14 protein-coding genes are annotated in these 14,996 nt (G+C 65.8%); 10 read left to right on the plus strand and 4 right to left on the minus strand.

Annotated elements, in window-relative coordinates; all coding sequences use genetic code 11:
- The first annotated feature begins 274 nt into the window (after nucleotides 1-274).
- The 4 genes from RR42_RS22505 to RR42_RS22520 all read left to right on the plus strand — a co-directional run bounded on the left by RR42_RS22505 (nucleotide 275) and on the right by RR42_RS22520 (nucleotide 4,917).
- A complete protein-coding gene (locus tag RR42_RS22505) occupies nucleotides 275-1,312 on the plus strand; it encodes an aromatic ring-hydroxylating dioxygenase subunit alpha (protein ID WP_043353158.1) in 1,038 nt (345 codons plus the stop codon).
- A 6-nt stretch (nucleotides 1,313-1,318) separates the two neighbouring features.
- Nucleotides 1,319-2,278 (plus strand): PDR/VanB family oxidoreductase, encoded by a 960-nt coding sequence (locus RR42_RS22510; protein ID WP_043353159.1) that lies wholly within the window; start codon nucleotides 1,319-1,321, stop codon nucleotides 2,276-2,278.
- An 84-nt stretch (nucleotides 2,279-2,362) separates the two neighbouring features.
- Entirely contained in the window at nucleotides 2,363-3,520 is a 1,158-nt protein-coding gene (locus RR42_RS22515; RefSeq protein WP_082055278.1) for an ABC transporter substrate-binding protein, read from the plus strand.
- A gap of 434 nt (nucleotides 3,521-3,954) precedes the next feature.
- On the plus strand, nucleotides 3,955-4,917 hold the full coding sequence (locus RR42_RS22520; protein WP_173430725.1) for a tripartite tricarboxylate transporter substrate binding protein: 963 nt from the start codon (nucleotides 3,955-3,957) through the stop codon (nucleotides 4,915-4,917).
- Between the two features lie 219 nt (nucleotides 4,918-5,136).
- Here the strand turns inward: RR42_RS22520 and RR42_RS22525 are convergent, their stop codons facing one another.
- The 3 genes from RR42_RS22525 to RR42_RS22535 all read right to left on the minus strand — a co-directional run bounded on the left by RR42_RS22525 (nucleotide 5,137) and on the right by RR42_RS22535 (nucleotide 7,733).
- A complete protein-coding gene (locus RR42_RS22525) occupies nucleotides 5,137-6,147 on the minus strand; it encodes an AraC family transcriptional regulator (RefSeq protein ID WP_043353161.1) in 1,011 nt (336 codons plus the stop codon).
- A 161-nt stretch (nucleotides 6,148-6,308) separates the two neighbouring features.
- On the minus strand, nucleotides 6,309-7,364 hold the full coding sequence (locus RR42_RS22530; RefSeq protein ID WP_043353164.1) for an alkene reductase: 1,056 nt from the start codon (nucleotides 7,362-7,364) through the stop codon (nucleotides 6,309-6,311).
- Nucleotides 7,365-7,436: 72 nt separating this feature from the next.
- A complete protein-coding gene (locus RR42_RS22535) occupies nucleotides 7,437-7,733 on the minus strand; it encodes an ArsR/SmtB family transcription factor (protein WP_043353167.1) in 297 nt (98 codons plus the stop codon).
- Nucleotides 7,734-7,968: 235 nt separating this feature from the next.
- Here RR42_RS22535 and RR42_RS22540 point away from each other — a divergent pair, with 235 nt between their 5' ends.
- The 3 genes from RR42_RS22540 (at nucleotide 7,969) to RR42_RS22550 (ending at nucleotide 12,309) form a co-directional block, all read left to right on the plus strand.
- Nucleotides 7,969-9,201: an MFS transporter gene (locus tag RR42_RS22540; protein ID WP_082055049.1), complete on the plus strand. Its 1,233-nt coding sequence runs from the start codon at nucleotides 7,969-7,971 to the stop codon at nucleotides 9,199-9,201.
- Nucleotides 9,202-9,323: 122 nt separating this feature from the next.
- Nucleotides 9,324-10,922 carry a DUF1800 domain-containing protein gene (locus tag RR42_RS22545; RefSeq protein WP_043353173.1) on the plus strand — a complete coding sequence of 533 codons (1,599 nt, stop codon included), beginning with the start codon at nucleotides 9,324-9,326 and terminating at the stop codon, nucleotides 10,920-10,922.
- Between the two features lie 28 nt (nucleotides 10,923-10,950).
- Nucleotides 10,951-12,309 (plus strand): DUF1501 domain-containing protein, encoded by a 1,359-nt coding sequence (locus RR42_RS22550; protein WP_043353175.1) that lies wholly within the window; start codon nucleotides 10,951-10,953, stop codon nucleotides 12,307-12,309.
- A gap of 112 nt (nucleotides 12,310-12,421) precedes the next feature.
- Here the strand turns inward: RR42_RS22550 and RR42_RS22555 are convergent, their stop codons facing one another.
- Entirely contained in the window at nucleotides 12,422-13,009 is a 588-nt protein-coding gene (locus RR42_RS22555; RefSeq protein WP_043353177.1) for a gamma carbonic anhydrase family protein, read from the minus strand.
- Nucleotides 13,010-13,357: 348 nt separating this feature from the next.
- Here RR42_RS22555 and RR42_RS22560 point away from each other — a divergent pair, with 348 nt between their 5' ends.
- The 3 genes from RR42_RS22560 to RR42_RS22570 all read left to right on the plus strand — a co-directional run bounded on the left by RR42_RS22560 (nucleotide 13,358) and on the right by RR42_RS22570 (nucleotide 14,943).
- The gene (locus tag RR42_RS22560; RefSeq protein WP_043353178.1) at nucleotides 13,358-13,540 is read left to right on the plus strand and encodes a type II toxin-antitoxin system HicA family toxin; all 183 of its coding nucleotides are present in this window, start codon (nucleotides 13,358-13,360) and stop codon (nucleotides 13,538-13,540) included.
- A gap of 11 nt (nucleotides 13,541-13,551) precedes the next feature.
- Nucleotides 13,552-13,941, plus strand: coding sequence for a type II toxin-antitoxin system HicB family antitoxin (locus RR42_RS22565; RefSeq protein ID WP_043357640.1), 390 nt, complete (start codon nucleotides 13,552-13,554; stop codon nucleotides 13,939-13,941).
- A 273-nt stretch (nucleotides 13,942-14,214) separates the two neighbouring features.
- Complete coding sequence (locus RR42_RS22570; RefSeq protein WP_043353179.1) at nucleotides 14,215-14,943, plus strand: SAM-dependent methyltransferase; 729 nt, start codon at nucleotides 14,215-14,217, stop codon at nucleotides 14,941-14,943.
- The last annotated feature ends 53 nt before the right edge of the window (nucleotides 14,944-14,996 follow it).

The raw sequence follows: 14,996 nt of genomic DNA on the forward strand, positions 1-14,996 counted from the left end.
TATTAGGTGGATGACGTTGACGCATGTTTCCTCCAAATCTATTCTGCAGTCAAGGACCCCGGAGATGGGTCGCCGCACTGGAGACAAGACATGACATCCCACGCTCGCACGCGCCGCCACCGGCGTTCCGGCCTGCAAGGCGCGTTGCCGCCATCCTGACTCTCCGCTTTTCTTAATGCCCGCAACACGCATTGCCTGCAAGCAATGCGTGCATGGCAACGTGCGCCCTGAATCTGCGCGCCGGGCGCAAAGTGAACGCTCCAAGGAACCCCGCATGTTCATCAAAAACACCTGGTATGTAGCCGGCTGGGATAAGGAAATCCCTGCCGAAGGCATGTTCTCCCGCACCATCATCGGCGTGCCTGTGGTGATGTACCGCAAGGAAGACGGCAGCATCGTCGCGCTGGAGGATCGCTGTTGCCATCGTGGCGCGCCGCTGTCGGTCGGGCGCAGGGAAGGCGATTGCATCCGCTGCATGTATCACGGCCTGAAGTTCGACAGCGCGGGCAGATGCATCGAGGCGCCCGCGCAGGAGCGCATTGCGCCGCAGGCCAAGGTGCGCAAGTTCCCCATCGTCGAGCAACACCGCTGGGTGTGGATCTGGATGGGAGACCCGGAAAATGCCGATCCGTCGCTGATCCCGGATACGCAGTGGCTGGACCATCCGGAATGGCGCAGCCTGGACGGCTACATCCACTACGACGTGAATTACCTGCTGATCTGCGACAACCTGCTGGACTTCTCGCACCTGCCGTTCGTTCACCCCACCACCCTGGGCGGCAGCGAGGACTATGCCGCGGTGCGGCCCAAGGTGGAGCGTATCGACGGCGGCGTGCGGATCACGCGTTGGGCCATCAATACCGAAGCGCCCGCCTTCGCCAAGGCCGTCAAGGATTATCCGGGGAAGGTCGATCGCTGGAACATCTACAACTTCACGATCCCCGCCATCCTGTTAATGGACTCCGGCATGTCTCCCACCGGCACGGGCGCGCCGGCGGGCGTGCGCGTCGATGCCGCTGAGTTCCGTGGCTGCCAGGCCATCACCCCCGAGACGGAAAATTCCACACACTACTTCTTTGCCCATCCGCACAACTTTGCCATCGACAAGCCGGAAGTCACCGCGTCGATTCATCAAAGCGTGGTCACCGCGTTCGACGAAGACCGCGAGATCATCTCCGCGCAGCAGCGAAGCCTCGAGCTTGAGCCCAGCTTCAAGATGATGCCGTTTTCCATTGACGCCGCGCTTTCGCAATTCCGTTGGGCGGTGAACCAGAAGCTCGAAGAGGAAGCGGCGGCGTCCGCGCGGAGGTAGCCCGGCATGCTCGAACTGATCGTATCCAGGATGACCGCGGAGGCCGAGGGCATTCTCGGCATCGAGCTGCGGCGCCCCTGCGGCGGCGCCTTGCCGGCGTTCACCGCGGGCGCCCACATCGATGTGCACCTTCCCGGCAATATCGTCAGGCAATACTCGCTGTGCAACGACGCCACGCAGACCGACCGCTACTGCCTTGGCGTGGGGCTCGCGCCCTCGTCGCGCGGGGGGTCGCGGTATATCCATGAAGGACTCAAGGCGGGCGACGCGCTCGCCGTGAGCGCGCCGCGTTCGCTCTTCGGCATCGACGCGGCCGCCTCGGTGCATCTGTTCATCGCCGGCGGCATCGGCATCACGCCGATCCTCAGCATGATCCGCTGGTGCGAGGCCAACGGCCGGCCGTGGAAACTGCTCTACTGCATGCGCTCGCGCCAGCGCGCGGCCTACCTGGATACGTTGTCGCGCTACGGGGAAAGGGTGCAACTGCATGTCGATGACGAGAGCCAGGGTGCGCTGGCGGATCTTGGCTCCTTTCTTGGCGGGCTGCACGAGGGCGGTCACGTGTATTGCTGTGGGCCTTCGCCACTGATGGACGCGGTGGCCGTCAAGGCGGCGGCGGCGGGTGTGCCACGCGCTGCCACGCACTTCGAGCGGTTCAGCGCGGATCCGCAGCAGGCCGGTGCCCATGCCGATGCGGACGCGGCTTTCACGGTTGTCCTGCACCGGCACGGCGGCCGTTTCACCGTGCCCGCCGGCTCAACCATTCTCGACGCGCTTGAGCACAACGGTGTGCCGTTGCCGTTCTCCTGCCGCGAGGGGCTGTGCCGCAGTTGCGAGGTGCCCTTGCTGTCCGGCAAGGCGGACCACAGGGACTACGTGCTGAGCGACGAAGAGCGCGAGGCCAACACAGCCATCATGATTTGCGTTTCGCGGGCGCTGACTCCCGAGCTGGAACTGGACATCTGAGCACGCCGCGCAGCCCCGCCGCCTGGCAAAAGCACCACAACACGCGCCACCCAGATGGCCGCGATCATCCAAGGAGACAAGACGATGTTCCATCCCATTCGCTCAATGCTGGCTGCCGTGCTCGCCATGGCCAGCCTGGCGGCAACCCCCGCACGTGCCGATATCAACGTCGGCGTCACCCTGTCGCTGACCGGTCCGGCGGCGTCACTCGGCATGCCGGCAAAGCGCGCGATCGACCTTCTGCCAAAGGAGGTCGCAGGGCAGAAGCTGAACTTCATCCTCCTCGATGACACCTCGGATCCGAGCGTCAGCGTGCGCAACTTTCGCCGCCTGGTGGATGAACACAAGGTGGATGTGGTGATGGGCTCCTCGGTCACGCCGTCCACCATTGCACTGGTCGACATTGCCGCCGAGACCAAGGTGCCTTTGATGAGCCTGGCCGCCAGCGCCAGGATCGTCGAGCCGCAGGACGAGAAACGACGGTGGGCATTCAAGGCGATCCAGAATGAGAACCTGATGATCGGCGCCACGCTTGACCATATGCAACAGGCCGGGACGAAGACGCTGGCATTCATGGGCTTCTCGGATGCCTATGGCGACGCATGGCTGTCCGCACTCCAGCCGCTGGCGGACAAGGCCGGCATCAAGCTTGTGGCGACGGAGCGCTATGTCCGCACGGACACCAGCGTCGTTGCGCAGACACTGAAGATCATTGCCGCGAAGCCGGATGCCGTCCTTGTCGCCGCATCCGGCACACCCGGCGCCCTGCCACAGAAGACGCTCAACGAGCGCGGGTACAAAGGAAGCGTCTACCAGACCTACGGCATTGCCAACCGGGACTTCCTGCGTGTTGCCGGAAAGGATGCGGAGGGCGCAATCTTCGCGGTTGGGCCGGTGCTGGTAGCGGACCAGCTTGAGCCAGGCAGCCCGGTGCGACCCGTGGCGCAGGATTTCGTCAAGCGCTACGAGGCCGCGTACGGCCCTAACTCAGCCTCGATTTTCTCGGCCAATGTCTGGGATGCGGGCCTGGTGCTGCGTGCGGCGATTCCCGGCGCCCTTGGCAAGGGCAAACCGGGCACCGAGGCGTTCCGCATTGCGCTGCGCGACGCATTGGAGAGCACCAGCGGTGTCGTGACTACCCAAGGCGTGACGACGATGTCCCGGACCGACCATGTTGGCTACGACAAGCGGGCCGCGGTGCTGGTCCAGATCCAGAATGGCGTATGGAAATACCTGAAGTAGATCGTTGCCTAAGAGGCCGTTTCAAAGTGAGGCGAAGCGGTTCTGGCCGGGCGTGCGGCCGCGGACAGTACAAGTGGATCAGCCAAGGCCGCGCAATGACGCCAGAATCTGTTTGGGCGCCGGCGGCCTGGGCGACCTGGCCGCCGGGGAATTGCAGGGCGGGAAGGGACAGGCTCGGGTCCGGCAAGGCAAGCAGCGGTTCGGTAACGGCGTTGATGCGGCGCTCCAAAAAAAGGGGGAAGCGGAACATCCCAAGGCTGCCGCCCGGGCGTGCCAACGCCGCAATCGGGTTTTTGGAAATGCAAGGGCGGCAGGCGGCGATGCGGCAGCGATGCGCCATCCCGTAGAATCCCCCCTGCGCGGCCGCTCCCATGCGCCGCACGCCATGCACATACCCAGCACCACCCATAAAACCAATAACGCAGGAGCGCCCCTTGCAGAAGCCCTTTGCCCTCATGGCCGCAGCAGCACTGACGACGGCTGCCGCCTTTGCCCACGCCGCTTATCCCGAGCGGCCCATCAAGCTGATCGTGCCCTTTCCGCCGGGGCAGGCCACCGATATCTTTGCGCGCGCGCTGGCCGAGCGGCTGGGCAAGCAGCTTGGCCAGCCGGTGGTGGTGGACAACCGTGCCGGGGCGGGCAGCAACCTCGGCATGGAGATCGCTTCCCACGCCGCGCCCGATGGCTACACGCTGGTGATGGCCGGCAGCGCGATGGCAGTCAACCAGACGCTGTACAAGAAGCTGAACTACAACCCGCGCCAGGATTTCCAGCCGATCTCCGGCGTGTTCTCGGTGCCGCTGGTGTTCCTCGCCACGCCGGCTTCCGGCATCGTCTCGCTGCGCGACCTGATCGCCAAGGCCAAGGCCGCGCCAGGCAAGTACAGCTACGCCAGCGCGGGGGTGGGGGGCACACAGCATCTGTCGGCCGAAATGCTCAAGGCCCAGGCCGGCATCTTCATGGTGCACATCCCCTACAAGGGCAGCGGCCCGGCGCAGTCCGACTTTCTCGGCAACCAGATCCCGCTGATGGTGGATTCGGTGACGGCGGCGTTGCCCCTGATCCAGTCGAAGAAGGCCGTGCCGCTGGCGGTCACGGTGGCCAAGCGCGCGCCGCAGCTGCCGTCGGTGCCCACGGTGCGCGAGCAAGGCGTTCCCGGCTTCGAAGCGCTGGGCTGGGCCATCCTGATGGCGCCCAAGGGCCTGCCCCCCGCGCTCGTGAGCCAGCTCAACGCGGAAACGGTGAAGGCGCTGCAGTCGCCCGAGCTGTCGAAGTTCATCACCGATCGCGGCTCGGAGCCGATGCCGATGAGCCCGGAGGAAACCGGCAAGTTCGTCGACAGCGAGATCCACAAGTGGGGCGCGGTGGTGAAACGTTTGGGCGCCCAGGCTGACTGAGCGCCTGGCGTGAAGCAAGGAATGGCCGGGCGCCGCATGGCGGCTCCGGCCATTTTCTCGTGCCCGGGGGGCAGTCCGCTATGCGCGCCTGTTCAACCGCGCCACGCGGCGGCAAAGCCTGACCGAGATCGGGAAGATCTCCTAAGCGCGTTGCAAAACCCTGTTGGCCGATGCCGAGTTGGTGGCGTCGGTGGCGCAGGCGCTGTCCGCCTCGCCGCGCTAGAGCGCACGCACGGGAATACACAGCTCGCAGGTCAGCGAGCCCGTTCGCGCGTCCAGCGCCGACACTGCTGAGAACCGCTCGAAGCACGGGCGCTCGTCGCATTGCAGACCGCTGGACGGCAGCCATTCCCGGGTCAGCCAGGTCCATGCCTGGGCGATGGCGGCAGGGGCGCCGCTGAATTGCGCCACGGCGTAACGTCCGCCCGGCAGGACGGAGACGCTGGCCCGGCCGCCGGGCTGGAAGGTTTCAGGTATCTCCACGCAGGCGTCGTAGCGGCACTTGTCCGGCGGCGTGATGCCGGGGGCGTCGTGGCCGATGCCGTAACACGTTTGCCCGGCCAGGCCGTTGGCATGCATCCATGGCGCGACGGTTTCACGCCAGAAGGTACCGATCGCCGGACCATAGGGGCCGATGTGGCGTTGGTAGGCGACACGTGCCTCGGGTAGATCGATGACGCGGACTTCCATATTGCTCTCTCCATCTGTTTGGCGGGAGAGGCCATGGTCGATGAAAGCACCGCCATCCACCTGATCGGCATTGCGCAGGACCTGATCGGGATTGCTATGGCGGTTGGCCAGGCGCGCGCGCGCCGCCGCGACCCGCGTGGCCCGATGTTCGGCTGCGCCTGCGCGCCAGGCAGAGGGCGTGCAGCCAAACTTGAGCTTGAAGGCGCGCGCGAATGCCTCGCCGGAGCCGAAACCGGTGGCCAGTGCGATTTCCAGCACCGAGGCGCAGGGTTTGCAAGCCAGCTGAAATGCGGCGGACTCGAGCCGGCGCCGCCGTGCGTAGTCGCCTAGCGTCTCGCCCATCCAGGCCGCGAACAAGCGATGAAAATGGAAGCGGGAAAAGTTCGCGACGTCCGCCAGTTGGGCCAGATCGAGCGGTGTGTCCAGATGCTGGTCGATATAGTCGAGCACGCGGTTCATGCGCCGCGTGTACTCCGCGCGATGGATACGCAACTGCGATGGGTCTGACTGCGGGCCTTCTGCTTGGTCGGTGGGTGCCATGGCTGCGGATTATGGCATGACGGCGACAAGCGCAAACCGGCCCGACCAACGGAAAACGCCCCGCGCTGGGCGGGGCGTTCAACCGTTCAACCGGTCACCTACTCGGCCAGGTCGCCTGGCCGCGCGCGCTCAGGCAAGCCGGCGCGGGCCGGCAACCGTGCTCAGGCAAGCGCGGGGTAGTCGATATAACCTTCCGCGCCCGAGTGGTAGTAAGTCTCCGGCTGCGGCGCGTTCAGCGGTGCGTCGATCTGCAGGCGGCGCGGCAGGTCCGGGTTGGCGATGAACAGCTGGCCAAAGGCCACCGCATCGGCTTCACCGGCTTGCAGCACGTGCTCGGCGGTTTCCTTGGTCATCTTCTCGTTGGCGATATAGGTGCCGCCAAACGCCTGCTTCAGCGCGGGACCGAGGCGGGGCTCGCCCAGCGCTTCACGCGAGCAGATGAAGGCAATGCCGCGCTTGCCGAGCTCGCGTGCCACGTAGCCGAAGGTGGCCGGCAGGTCCGAGTCGCCCATGTCGTGCGCATCGGCACGCGGTGCCAGGTGCACGCCCACGCGCGATGCGCCCCACACGTCGATGCAGGCGTCGGTCACTTCCAGCAGCAGGCGGGCGCGGTTTTCGAGCGAGCCGCCGTAGGCGTCGGTGCGCTTGTTGGTGCTGTCCTGCAGGAACTGGTCGAGCAGGTAGCCATTGGCGCCGTGCACTTCCACGCCGTCGAAGCCGGCGGCCTTGGCGTTCTCGGCGCCGTGGCGGTAGGCTGCGACGATGCCGGGGATTTCATCGGTTTCCAGCGCGCGCGGCGTGACAAACGCGCGCTTGGGGCGCACCAGGCTGACATTGCCCGCGGCGGCAATGGCGCTGGGCGCCACCGGCAGTTCGCCGTCCAGGAAGACCGGATCGGAAATACGACCCACGTGCCACAGCTGCAGGAAGATGCGGCCGCCGGCGGCGTGCACGGCATCGGTCACCACCTTCCAGCCGGCGACTTGCTCGTCGGACCAGATGCCCGGGGTGTCGGCATAGCCCACGCCTTGCGGGCTGACCGAGGTGGCTTCGCTGAGGATCAGGCCTGCGGAGGCGCGCTGCACGTAGTACTCGGCCATCAGGGCGTTGGGCACGCGGCCGCCACCCACTGCGCGCGAGCGCGTCAGCGGTGCCATGATGACGCGGTTGGGGAGGTCGAGGTCGCCGATGCGGATGGGGTCGAAGAGAGAGGTCATGTCAGTTTGTCCGGGTGTCGAGGAGAGTGGCGCACCGTGGGTGCGTAAGTAGGCGCTCGCGCGCCGCTGGTATCAAAGATCGCTGTGCATGTGATCGAGAAAGGCCTGGATGGTCTGCTCGTCACGCTTGAAAAAAATCCATTGGCCAACCCGCTTGGAAGTCACCAGCCCGGCGCGTTGCAACGTGGCGAGATGTGCCGACACGGTGGATTGCGACAGTCCGGTGCGCGCGTCGATCAGGCCCGCGCAGACGCCCAGCTCGAGCGGATAGTCCTGCATGGCGAAATTCTCCTGCGGGGCTTTCAGCCAGGCGAGGATGCTGCGCCGTACGGGATTGGCCAGGGCTTTGTGGATGGCGTCGATGTCCATTGCGTGGGTTTGTCCGGTCTCGGAGGCACGGGCTGTTTCGCGTTTTGGCGAAACATATATCCGCTTCTCACAAAATTAATATCGCAACTATACGATATACGTCGCGGCTCTGCTGGAGAGGCCGTTGCGCCACATGGTAGTACCTACTCGGCGTATGGTTATCCCTATCTGGTTGCTTAAAGAAACCAATGTGACTTAGACTCCGTTCAGTTTCTTTATAAAACCAAATGGATCCATGATGACGCCTGACCCAGCCACCGCCGCCACCCTGGCCACCGCACCGTTGGCGCAGGCCCCGGACGCGCCGTCTGCCATGTCGTCGTCGCTGGTCTGGCTGTTCGCATTGGCGTGCGGGCTCAGCGTGGCCAACGTCTACTACGCGCAGCCCTTGCTGGATGCGATGGCGCGCGAGTTCGGCTTCGGCCATGGGTCGGTCGGCATCGTCGTCACGGCCACGCAGGCGGGCTGCGCGCTGGCGTTGCTGCTGCTGGTGCCGGTGGGCGACCTGGTGGACCGGCGCCGCCTGATCCTGCTGCAGTTGCTGTTGCTCGCCGTCGCCCTGGCGCTGGTGGCGGCGGCTTCCACCCGCACGGCATTGCTGGCAGGCATGCTCGCGGTGGGCTTGCTGGGCACGGCGATGACCCAGGGGCTGATTGCGTTCGCGGCCACGCTCGCCGCGCCGGCCGAGCGCGGGCGCGTGGTGGGCGCCGCGCAGGGCGGCGTGATGATCGGCTTGCTGATGGCGCGGGCCATGGCGGGCGTGCTGGCGGATCTTGCCGGCTGGCGCGCGGTGTACGTGGTCTCGGGCGTGCTGGCGTTGCTGATGATCGGGCTGCTGGCGCGCCGTTTGCCGCGGCAGGCCAGCGCGCCGGCCAAGCTGCGTTACGTGAGCCTGCTCGCGTCGATGTTCACGCTGCTGGCGCAGGAGCGCACGTTGCAGGTCCGCGGCGTGCTCGCCATGCTGATGTTCGCCGCGTTCAGCGTGTTCTGGACCGCCCTTGTGCTGCCGCTGAGCGCGCCGCCGTATTCGATGTCGCATACCGCCATCGGTGCCTTTGGGCTGGTTGGCGCTGTGGGCGCGCTGGCAGCAGCGCGTGCCGGGCGCCTCGCGGATCGCGGGCTGGGGCAGTGGACCACCGGCATCGCGCTGGTGCTGCTGGTGGCGTGCTGGGCGCCGCTGGCGTTTGCGCGGGAGTCGCTGTGGCTGCTGGTGGCGGGCATCATCGTGCTGGACCTGGCCGGGCAGGCCATCCATGTCACCAACCAGAGCATGGTGTTTCGGGTGCGGCCGCAAGCGCACAGCCGTCTGGTGGGCTGCTACATGTTGTTCTATGCGCTTGGCAGCGGTGCCGGGTCCATCGCCTCGACGCATGTCCATGCGTACGCAGGATGGTCCGGCGTTTGCATGCTGGGCGCGGCGATCAGCGCGGCCGCGCTGGTATTCTGGGGGGTGACCTTACGTCGGTAACGCGGCGAGAGCTTTCATTTTGCTTACTGGTTCAGGCTGGATATCGGTGAATCCACGTCAACCAAATCCCGTCGGCCAGCGTAAGAGCGGTGTCACCCCTCGGGGTTCGAGACAGGCCAGCCATGTCCTTGCGCATTTCACGCCTGCGGTCACGCACGATGTCCCGCCTGATGTCGGTTTGCCTCCTGAGTGCGGCCGCAGGCCTGCTGGGTGCCTGCGCGCAAGGCGGCAGCGCGCCGCAGGGTACAACCGGTGCGGCCCTGAAGCCGGCCGACCTGCACTGGCTCAACACCGTTACCTTCGGCGCCAACCAGTCCAGCATCGAGCGCCTGCGCAAACTGGGGCGCGAGCGCTATCTCGAAGAGCAACTCAAGGCGCCCGGCACCGATACGGGCGAGCTTGCCGCCACCATCGGGGCGCTGAGCATTGCCCAGCAAAGCGGTGAGCAAAGGCTGCGCAGCGTGCGCGCCGAGCAGCAGCGCATCAATACCCTTACCGACGAAGACGAAAAGCAGAAGGCGCGCGACGCGCTCAACCGCAGCGGCAACGACGCGGTGCTCGACACCAGCCGCCGCCATCTGCTGCGTGCCCTCTACTCGCCCGCGCAGCTGCGCGAGCAGATGACGTGGTTCTGGATGAACCACTTCAGCGTGTACTCCGGCAAGGGCTCGGTGCGTTGGGTACTGGCCGACTACGAGGACAAGGCGGTGCGCCCGCATGCGCTGGGCAAGTTCCGCGACCTGCTGATGGCGACCGTGACATCGCCCGCCATGCTGGAGTACCTGGACAACGCGCAGAGCGCGGTCAACCGCATCAACGAGAACTATGCGCGCGAGCTGATGGAGCTGCACACGCTGGGCGTGGCCGGCGGCCCGAGCGGCTCGCGTTACACGCAGCAGGATGTGCAGGAGCTGGCCCGCGTGCTGACCGGCCTGGGCATCAACGCCAGCGGCGAGCCGCCCAAGCTCGCGCCGCAAAAGCAGGCGTTTTACCGCGCGGGCGGGCTGTTCGAGTTCAACCCGAACCGGCACGACTTCGGGCCCAAGACCTTGCTTGGCCATCGTATCGAGCCGAGCGGTTTCCACGAGGTGGAGCAGGCCGTGGAGATTCTCAGCCGCGATCCGGCCACCGCGCGCTTCATCTCCTACAAGCTCGCCGCGCACTTCGTCGGCGATACGCCACCGCCGTCGCTCGTCAATCGCATGGCAGGCACATTCACGCAGACCGATGGCGATATCGCGGCGGTGCTGCGCACGCTGTTCCTGTCGCCTGAGCTGAACACCACGCTGGCTTCCGGCACGCGCAAGTTCAAGGACCCGATGCAGTTCGTGGCTTCGTCGCTGCGGCTCGCGTATGACGGCCGCACGGTGGCCAACCTGCGCCCCGCCATCGGCTGGCTTAACCAGCTTGGCGAGCCGCTCTATGGCCGCATCACGCCGGACGGTTTCCCGGCAGCGGAGAGCGCATGGGCCAGTTCCGGGCAGATGGTCAAGCGATTCGAGATCGCGCGCGCCATTGGCTCGGGGCAGGCCGGGCTGTTCTCCAAGGATGACGGCAAGCCGGCCGAGCGCACCGGCTTTCCTTTGCTGACCAACCGCGTGTTCTTCGACAGCATCGAATCCACGCTCGGCCCCGCCACGCGCACCGCGATGACGCAGGCGACGTCGCAGGCGGAGTGGAACACCATCTTGCTGTCGTCGCCCGAATGGATGCAGGACTGAGCAGTCCGCCCAGAACAAGGAGTACCCCATGCAACGACGTGACTGGCTAAAGGGCGCGGGGCTGGCCGGACTGGCGGCATTGGCGCCCGGCATCGTCTCGCGTGCCTACGCGCTGCCGCAGCAGGCCGATGCGCGCTTCCTGCTGGTGTTCCTGCGTGGCGGCTACGATGCCACCAACGTGCTGGTGCCCGCGGGCAGCGATTTCTACTACGCATCGCGCCCGACCATCGCCATTGCTAGGCCGGTGGCGCCGGGCGCTCCGGCCGATCCGCGCGCCGCGCTGTCGCTGTCGCTGGCGCAAGCCTTCGATGGCGGCGCGGGCAGGGGCATCGATGCCTGGGCGCTGCATCCCGCGCTCAAGGACAGCCTGTTGCCGCTGTGGCAGAAGCAGCAGCTTGCGTTCGTGCCGTTTGCCGGCACCGATGACCTCTCGCGCAGCCACTTCGAGACGCAGGACGGGGTCGAGGCCGGCTTGCCGCTAGCCGGCAACGGCAAGGGCAGCGGACGCATCGATGCCTCGTTGCGCGGCACCGGCTTTCTCAACCGGCTGGCCGAATCCATGGGCGGACGCGCCGCGCCCGTCGCCTTTACCGACGGCCTGCCGATGGCGCTCAGCGGCGCGCTCACCGTGCCCAACGTCTCGCTCAAGGGAACCGGACGCACGCCCTTCGACGAGCGCCAGACCCGCGTGCTTGCGCAGATGTATCGCGGCACGCGCTTCGAGTCGCTGATCAACGAGGGCTTCGAGCTGCGCCAGACCGTGGCGCAGGAGGCCGAGGCCATGCAGCGGCGCAACAGCATGATGGCCGCGAACCTGCCCGCGCAGGCCGAGCCGGACATGGCGGGCCGCATGCAGGAGATGCAGGCGGCCAACCGCCGCGCACTCAGCGCCAAGGGCTTCGAGGTGGAAGCGCGCCGCATGGCGGGGCTGATGCGCGAGCGTTTCAATCTTGGCTTTATCGATGTCGGCGGCTGGGATACGCACGTGAACCAGGGCGGCGCGCAGGGGCAACTGGCCAACCTGCTCGATAACCTCGGGCGCGGCATCTCCGGATTCGCGGACGAGATCGGGCCGGCGTGGAGCAAGACCACCGTGGTGGTGGTCTCCGAATTCGGCCGCACCTTCCGCGAGAATGGCACGCGCGGCACCGACCATGGTCACGGCACGGCGTACTGGGTGGCCGGCGGCGCCGTGCGTGGCGGGCGCATCGCTGGCGAGCAAGTGGCGGTGGAGCAGCGCACGCTGAACCAGAATCGAGACTGGCCGGTGCTCAATGAATACCGCGCGATGCTGGGCGGGATCTTCAAGCGCCTGTACGGGCTGGACGATGCGCGCCTGGCGCATGTGTTTCCCGATACCCGGGCGGTGGATATCGGGCTGGTCTAGCTGCCCGGCTGCCAGGCTGTCCGGAAACACGAGACAAGGAACGAGGTGATCGCGCTGACGCGGATATCAAGCGAGCCCGGCTGCGGTGCGGCAAATGCCAAGTGCAGTGCGGTCAAGTGCCGGCAATCGCGTCCAACTCCGCCTGCAGCCTTTCCACCTCCCGCATCATCTGCGCCGAGAACGCCGGCCCTTCCCACGCCCGATAATTCTGCTCCGCATAGGCCAGCGCGTTCTTGTAATACAAGAACGCATTGAGCCGGTTGCGCACATAGTTGTTCTGCGTGCGAGTGACCTTGCCCGGGCTGCCCATCACGATGGAGTTGGGCGGGATCACGGTGCCTTCCTTGAGGAAAGCGTGCCCGGCAATGATGCAGTTATCGCCGATCACGCAGCCGTCCATGATCGTGGCGTTGATGCCGATCAGGCAGTTGTCGCCGATCGTGCAGCCGTGGATGGTGCAGTGGTGGGTGATCGAGCAGTGACTGCCGATGATGGTCGGCGTGCGCTCGCCGATATGCAGCATCGCGAAGTCCTGGATATTGGTGTAGGCGCCGATCACGATTTCCCGGCTCTCGGCGCGCGCCGCCACATTGATCCAGATCGATGCGCCCTCATGCACGGTGATCTTGCCATAGAGGTAGGCCGATTCATGCACGTAGGCGGTGGGGTGCAAGCTCACATCGGGGCCGATGAATGCCATCGCTGTCTCCTTGGGCTATTTTTGGAATGCGCAGATTGTACGTTGGTGCGTTCATGGGCTTAAGCACTCTCGCGCGGCCGCAGTTGCAGTTGCAGTTGCAGTTGTAGGTGTTCCGTTTTCGTCGTGGGCGCGGTGGTGCCGCTTTGCGCACCTCGTTATGCACAATTAAAAGAAAAGCCCACCGGGCTTACGCAGGGCGGGCGAATCGGCCGGAATGCCGAGGAGACAACTAGAACTGCCTGTCGGGATCGAACCGGCCTGGGCGGCGTGGAAGACCGATGCCTGACCAATCGGCCAAGTCCGCGAAATTCTTTTACGCAACGTTGTGTATTGTGTAAGATTACACACATGAACAGCGCAGACCTGATCAAACAACTCCGGGCCGATGGCTGGCAACTGGTCCACGTGGTGGGTTCTCACCACCAGTTCAAGCACTCGACGAAGCTCGGTAAGGTCACGGTGCCGCATCCGAAAAAGGATCTGCCGGTCGGCACCACGCGCAGCATCTTGAAACAGGCAGGTCTCAAGTAATGGAGGGAAAGATGCTCTATCCCGTTTTTGTCGAGCCCGGCGACGCGACCCATGCGCATGGGCTCTCCTTCCCGGACTTCCCTGGCTGCTTCTCGGCGGCCGACGACTGGGCCGATGTCCCGGCCAATGCGCAGGAAGCCGTGGAGGCTCACTACGCAGATGGCGACCCGGTTCCGGCTCCTTCGTCTCCCGAGCAGTGGATCGGGAATCCAGACTATGCGCACGGCATCTGGATGCTGGTCGACATTGATCTTTCGAAGGTCAACGCTAAAGCGGTGCGGTTGAACATCAGCCTACCCGAGCGCCTGGTGCAACAGATCGACGCCGTAGCCAAGCAGCGGCACATGTCGCGTTCGGCCTTCCTCGCCATGGCTGCGCAGCATGAGATGGAGCATGCCTGAGAGCAAGTCCCTGACGTTGCCCCCAGCGCCTTGCGCAAACATCCGCGCGGACCCAAAGCCCGGAAGAGAACAGGATACGTTGCCGGTTGCGAGGCGCGACGTCATGTCTCCACCATGCGCGTGCTCAAGGCTGGACGTATTGTTTGATCATCTTGAGAGGGGTAGGTCTCATACCAGCATAAGTTGTCATCTTGTCGCGCCGGGACTGGCCCTTTAGGCTGTTCAGGGTCATCTCCCCGCAACAAGACAGAGCGAACGAAGAGGAACGCTTCCATGACCCCCAATCAAACCGCCGCCGCCGATCCCGCCGCCAAATTCGACCCCAGCCGCGCTGGCGAGTACGAAAAGCAAAGCCGCATCGCGCTGGCTGGCTACGATGCCTGCCATGAGCTGTCCGCCTGCATGCTGGCGGCAACGCTTGGCGCCGGGCGCGCGGCCGAGGTGCTGGTGGTCGGCGCCGGCGGCACGGCGCAGGAGATCGTCTGCGCGGCCAGGCTGGAGCCGGCGTGGCGCTTCACGGCGGTTGATCCGTCGGCGCCGATGCTGGACCTTGCCATGGCGCGCGTCGCGCAGGCCGGGCTGGCCGAGCGCACGCATGCCGTGCCGGGCGTGGTGGAGGACTTGCCCGCCACGCCGCGCTTCGACGCCGCCACGTTGATCGGCGTGCTGCATCACCTGCCGGGGGACGAAGCCAAGCGCGATATCTTGCGCGCCATCGCTGCCCGCCTGAAACCAGGCGCGCCGCTGATTCTCGCCGGCAATTACCGCGCCTATGCCAGCGAGCCGCTGCTGCTGGCCGCGTGGGGCGAGCGCTGGCGCATGCAAGGCGCCAGCGCCGACGAGGTCCAGGCCAAGCTGGGCAAGATCCTGCAAGGCGCGGACCCGCCACACTCGGAGGCTGCCGTGCAGGCGCTGCTGGCCGAGGCGGGCTTTGCCGCGCCGCAACGCTTCTTTGGCAGCTTGTTCTGGGGCGCCTGGCTGGCGCGCAAGCAGGGCAGCTGAGTCCGCACGCTCGCGCCTGGCTGGGCTTTGCGCGCAATCCGGCCGAGGGCCGG

It is taken from the genome of Cupriavidus basilensis, from assembly GCF_000832305.1.
In the GTDB taxonomy this organism is placed as follows: domain Bacteria; phylum Pseudomonadota; class Gammaproteobacteria; order Burkholderiales; family Burkholderiaceae; genus Cupriavidus; species Cupriavidus basilensis_F.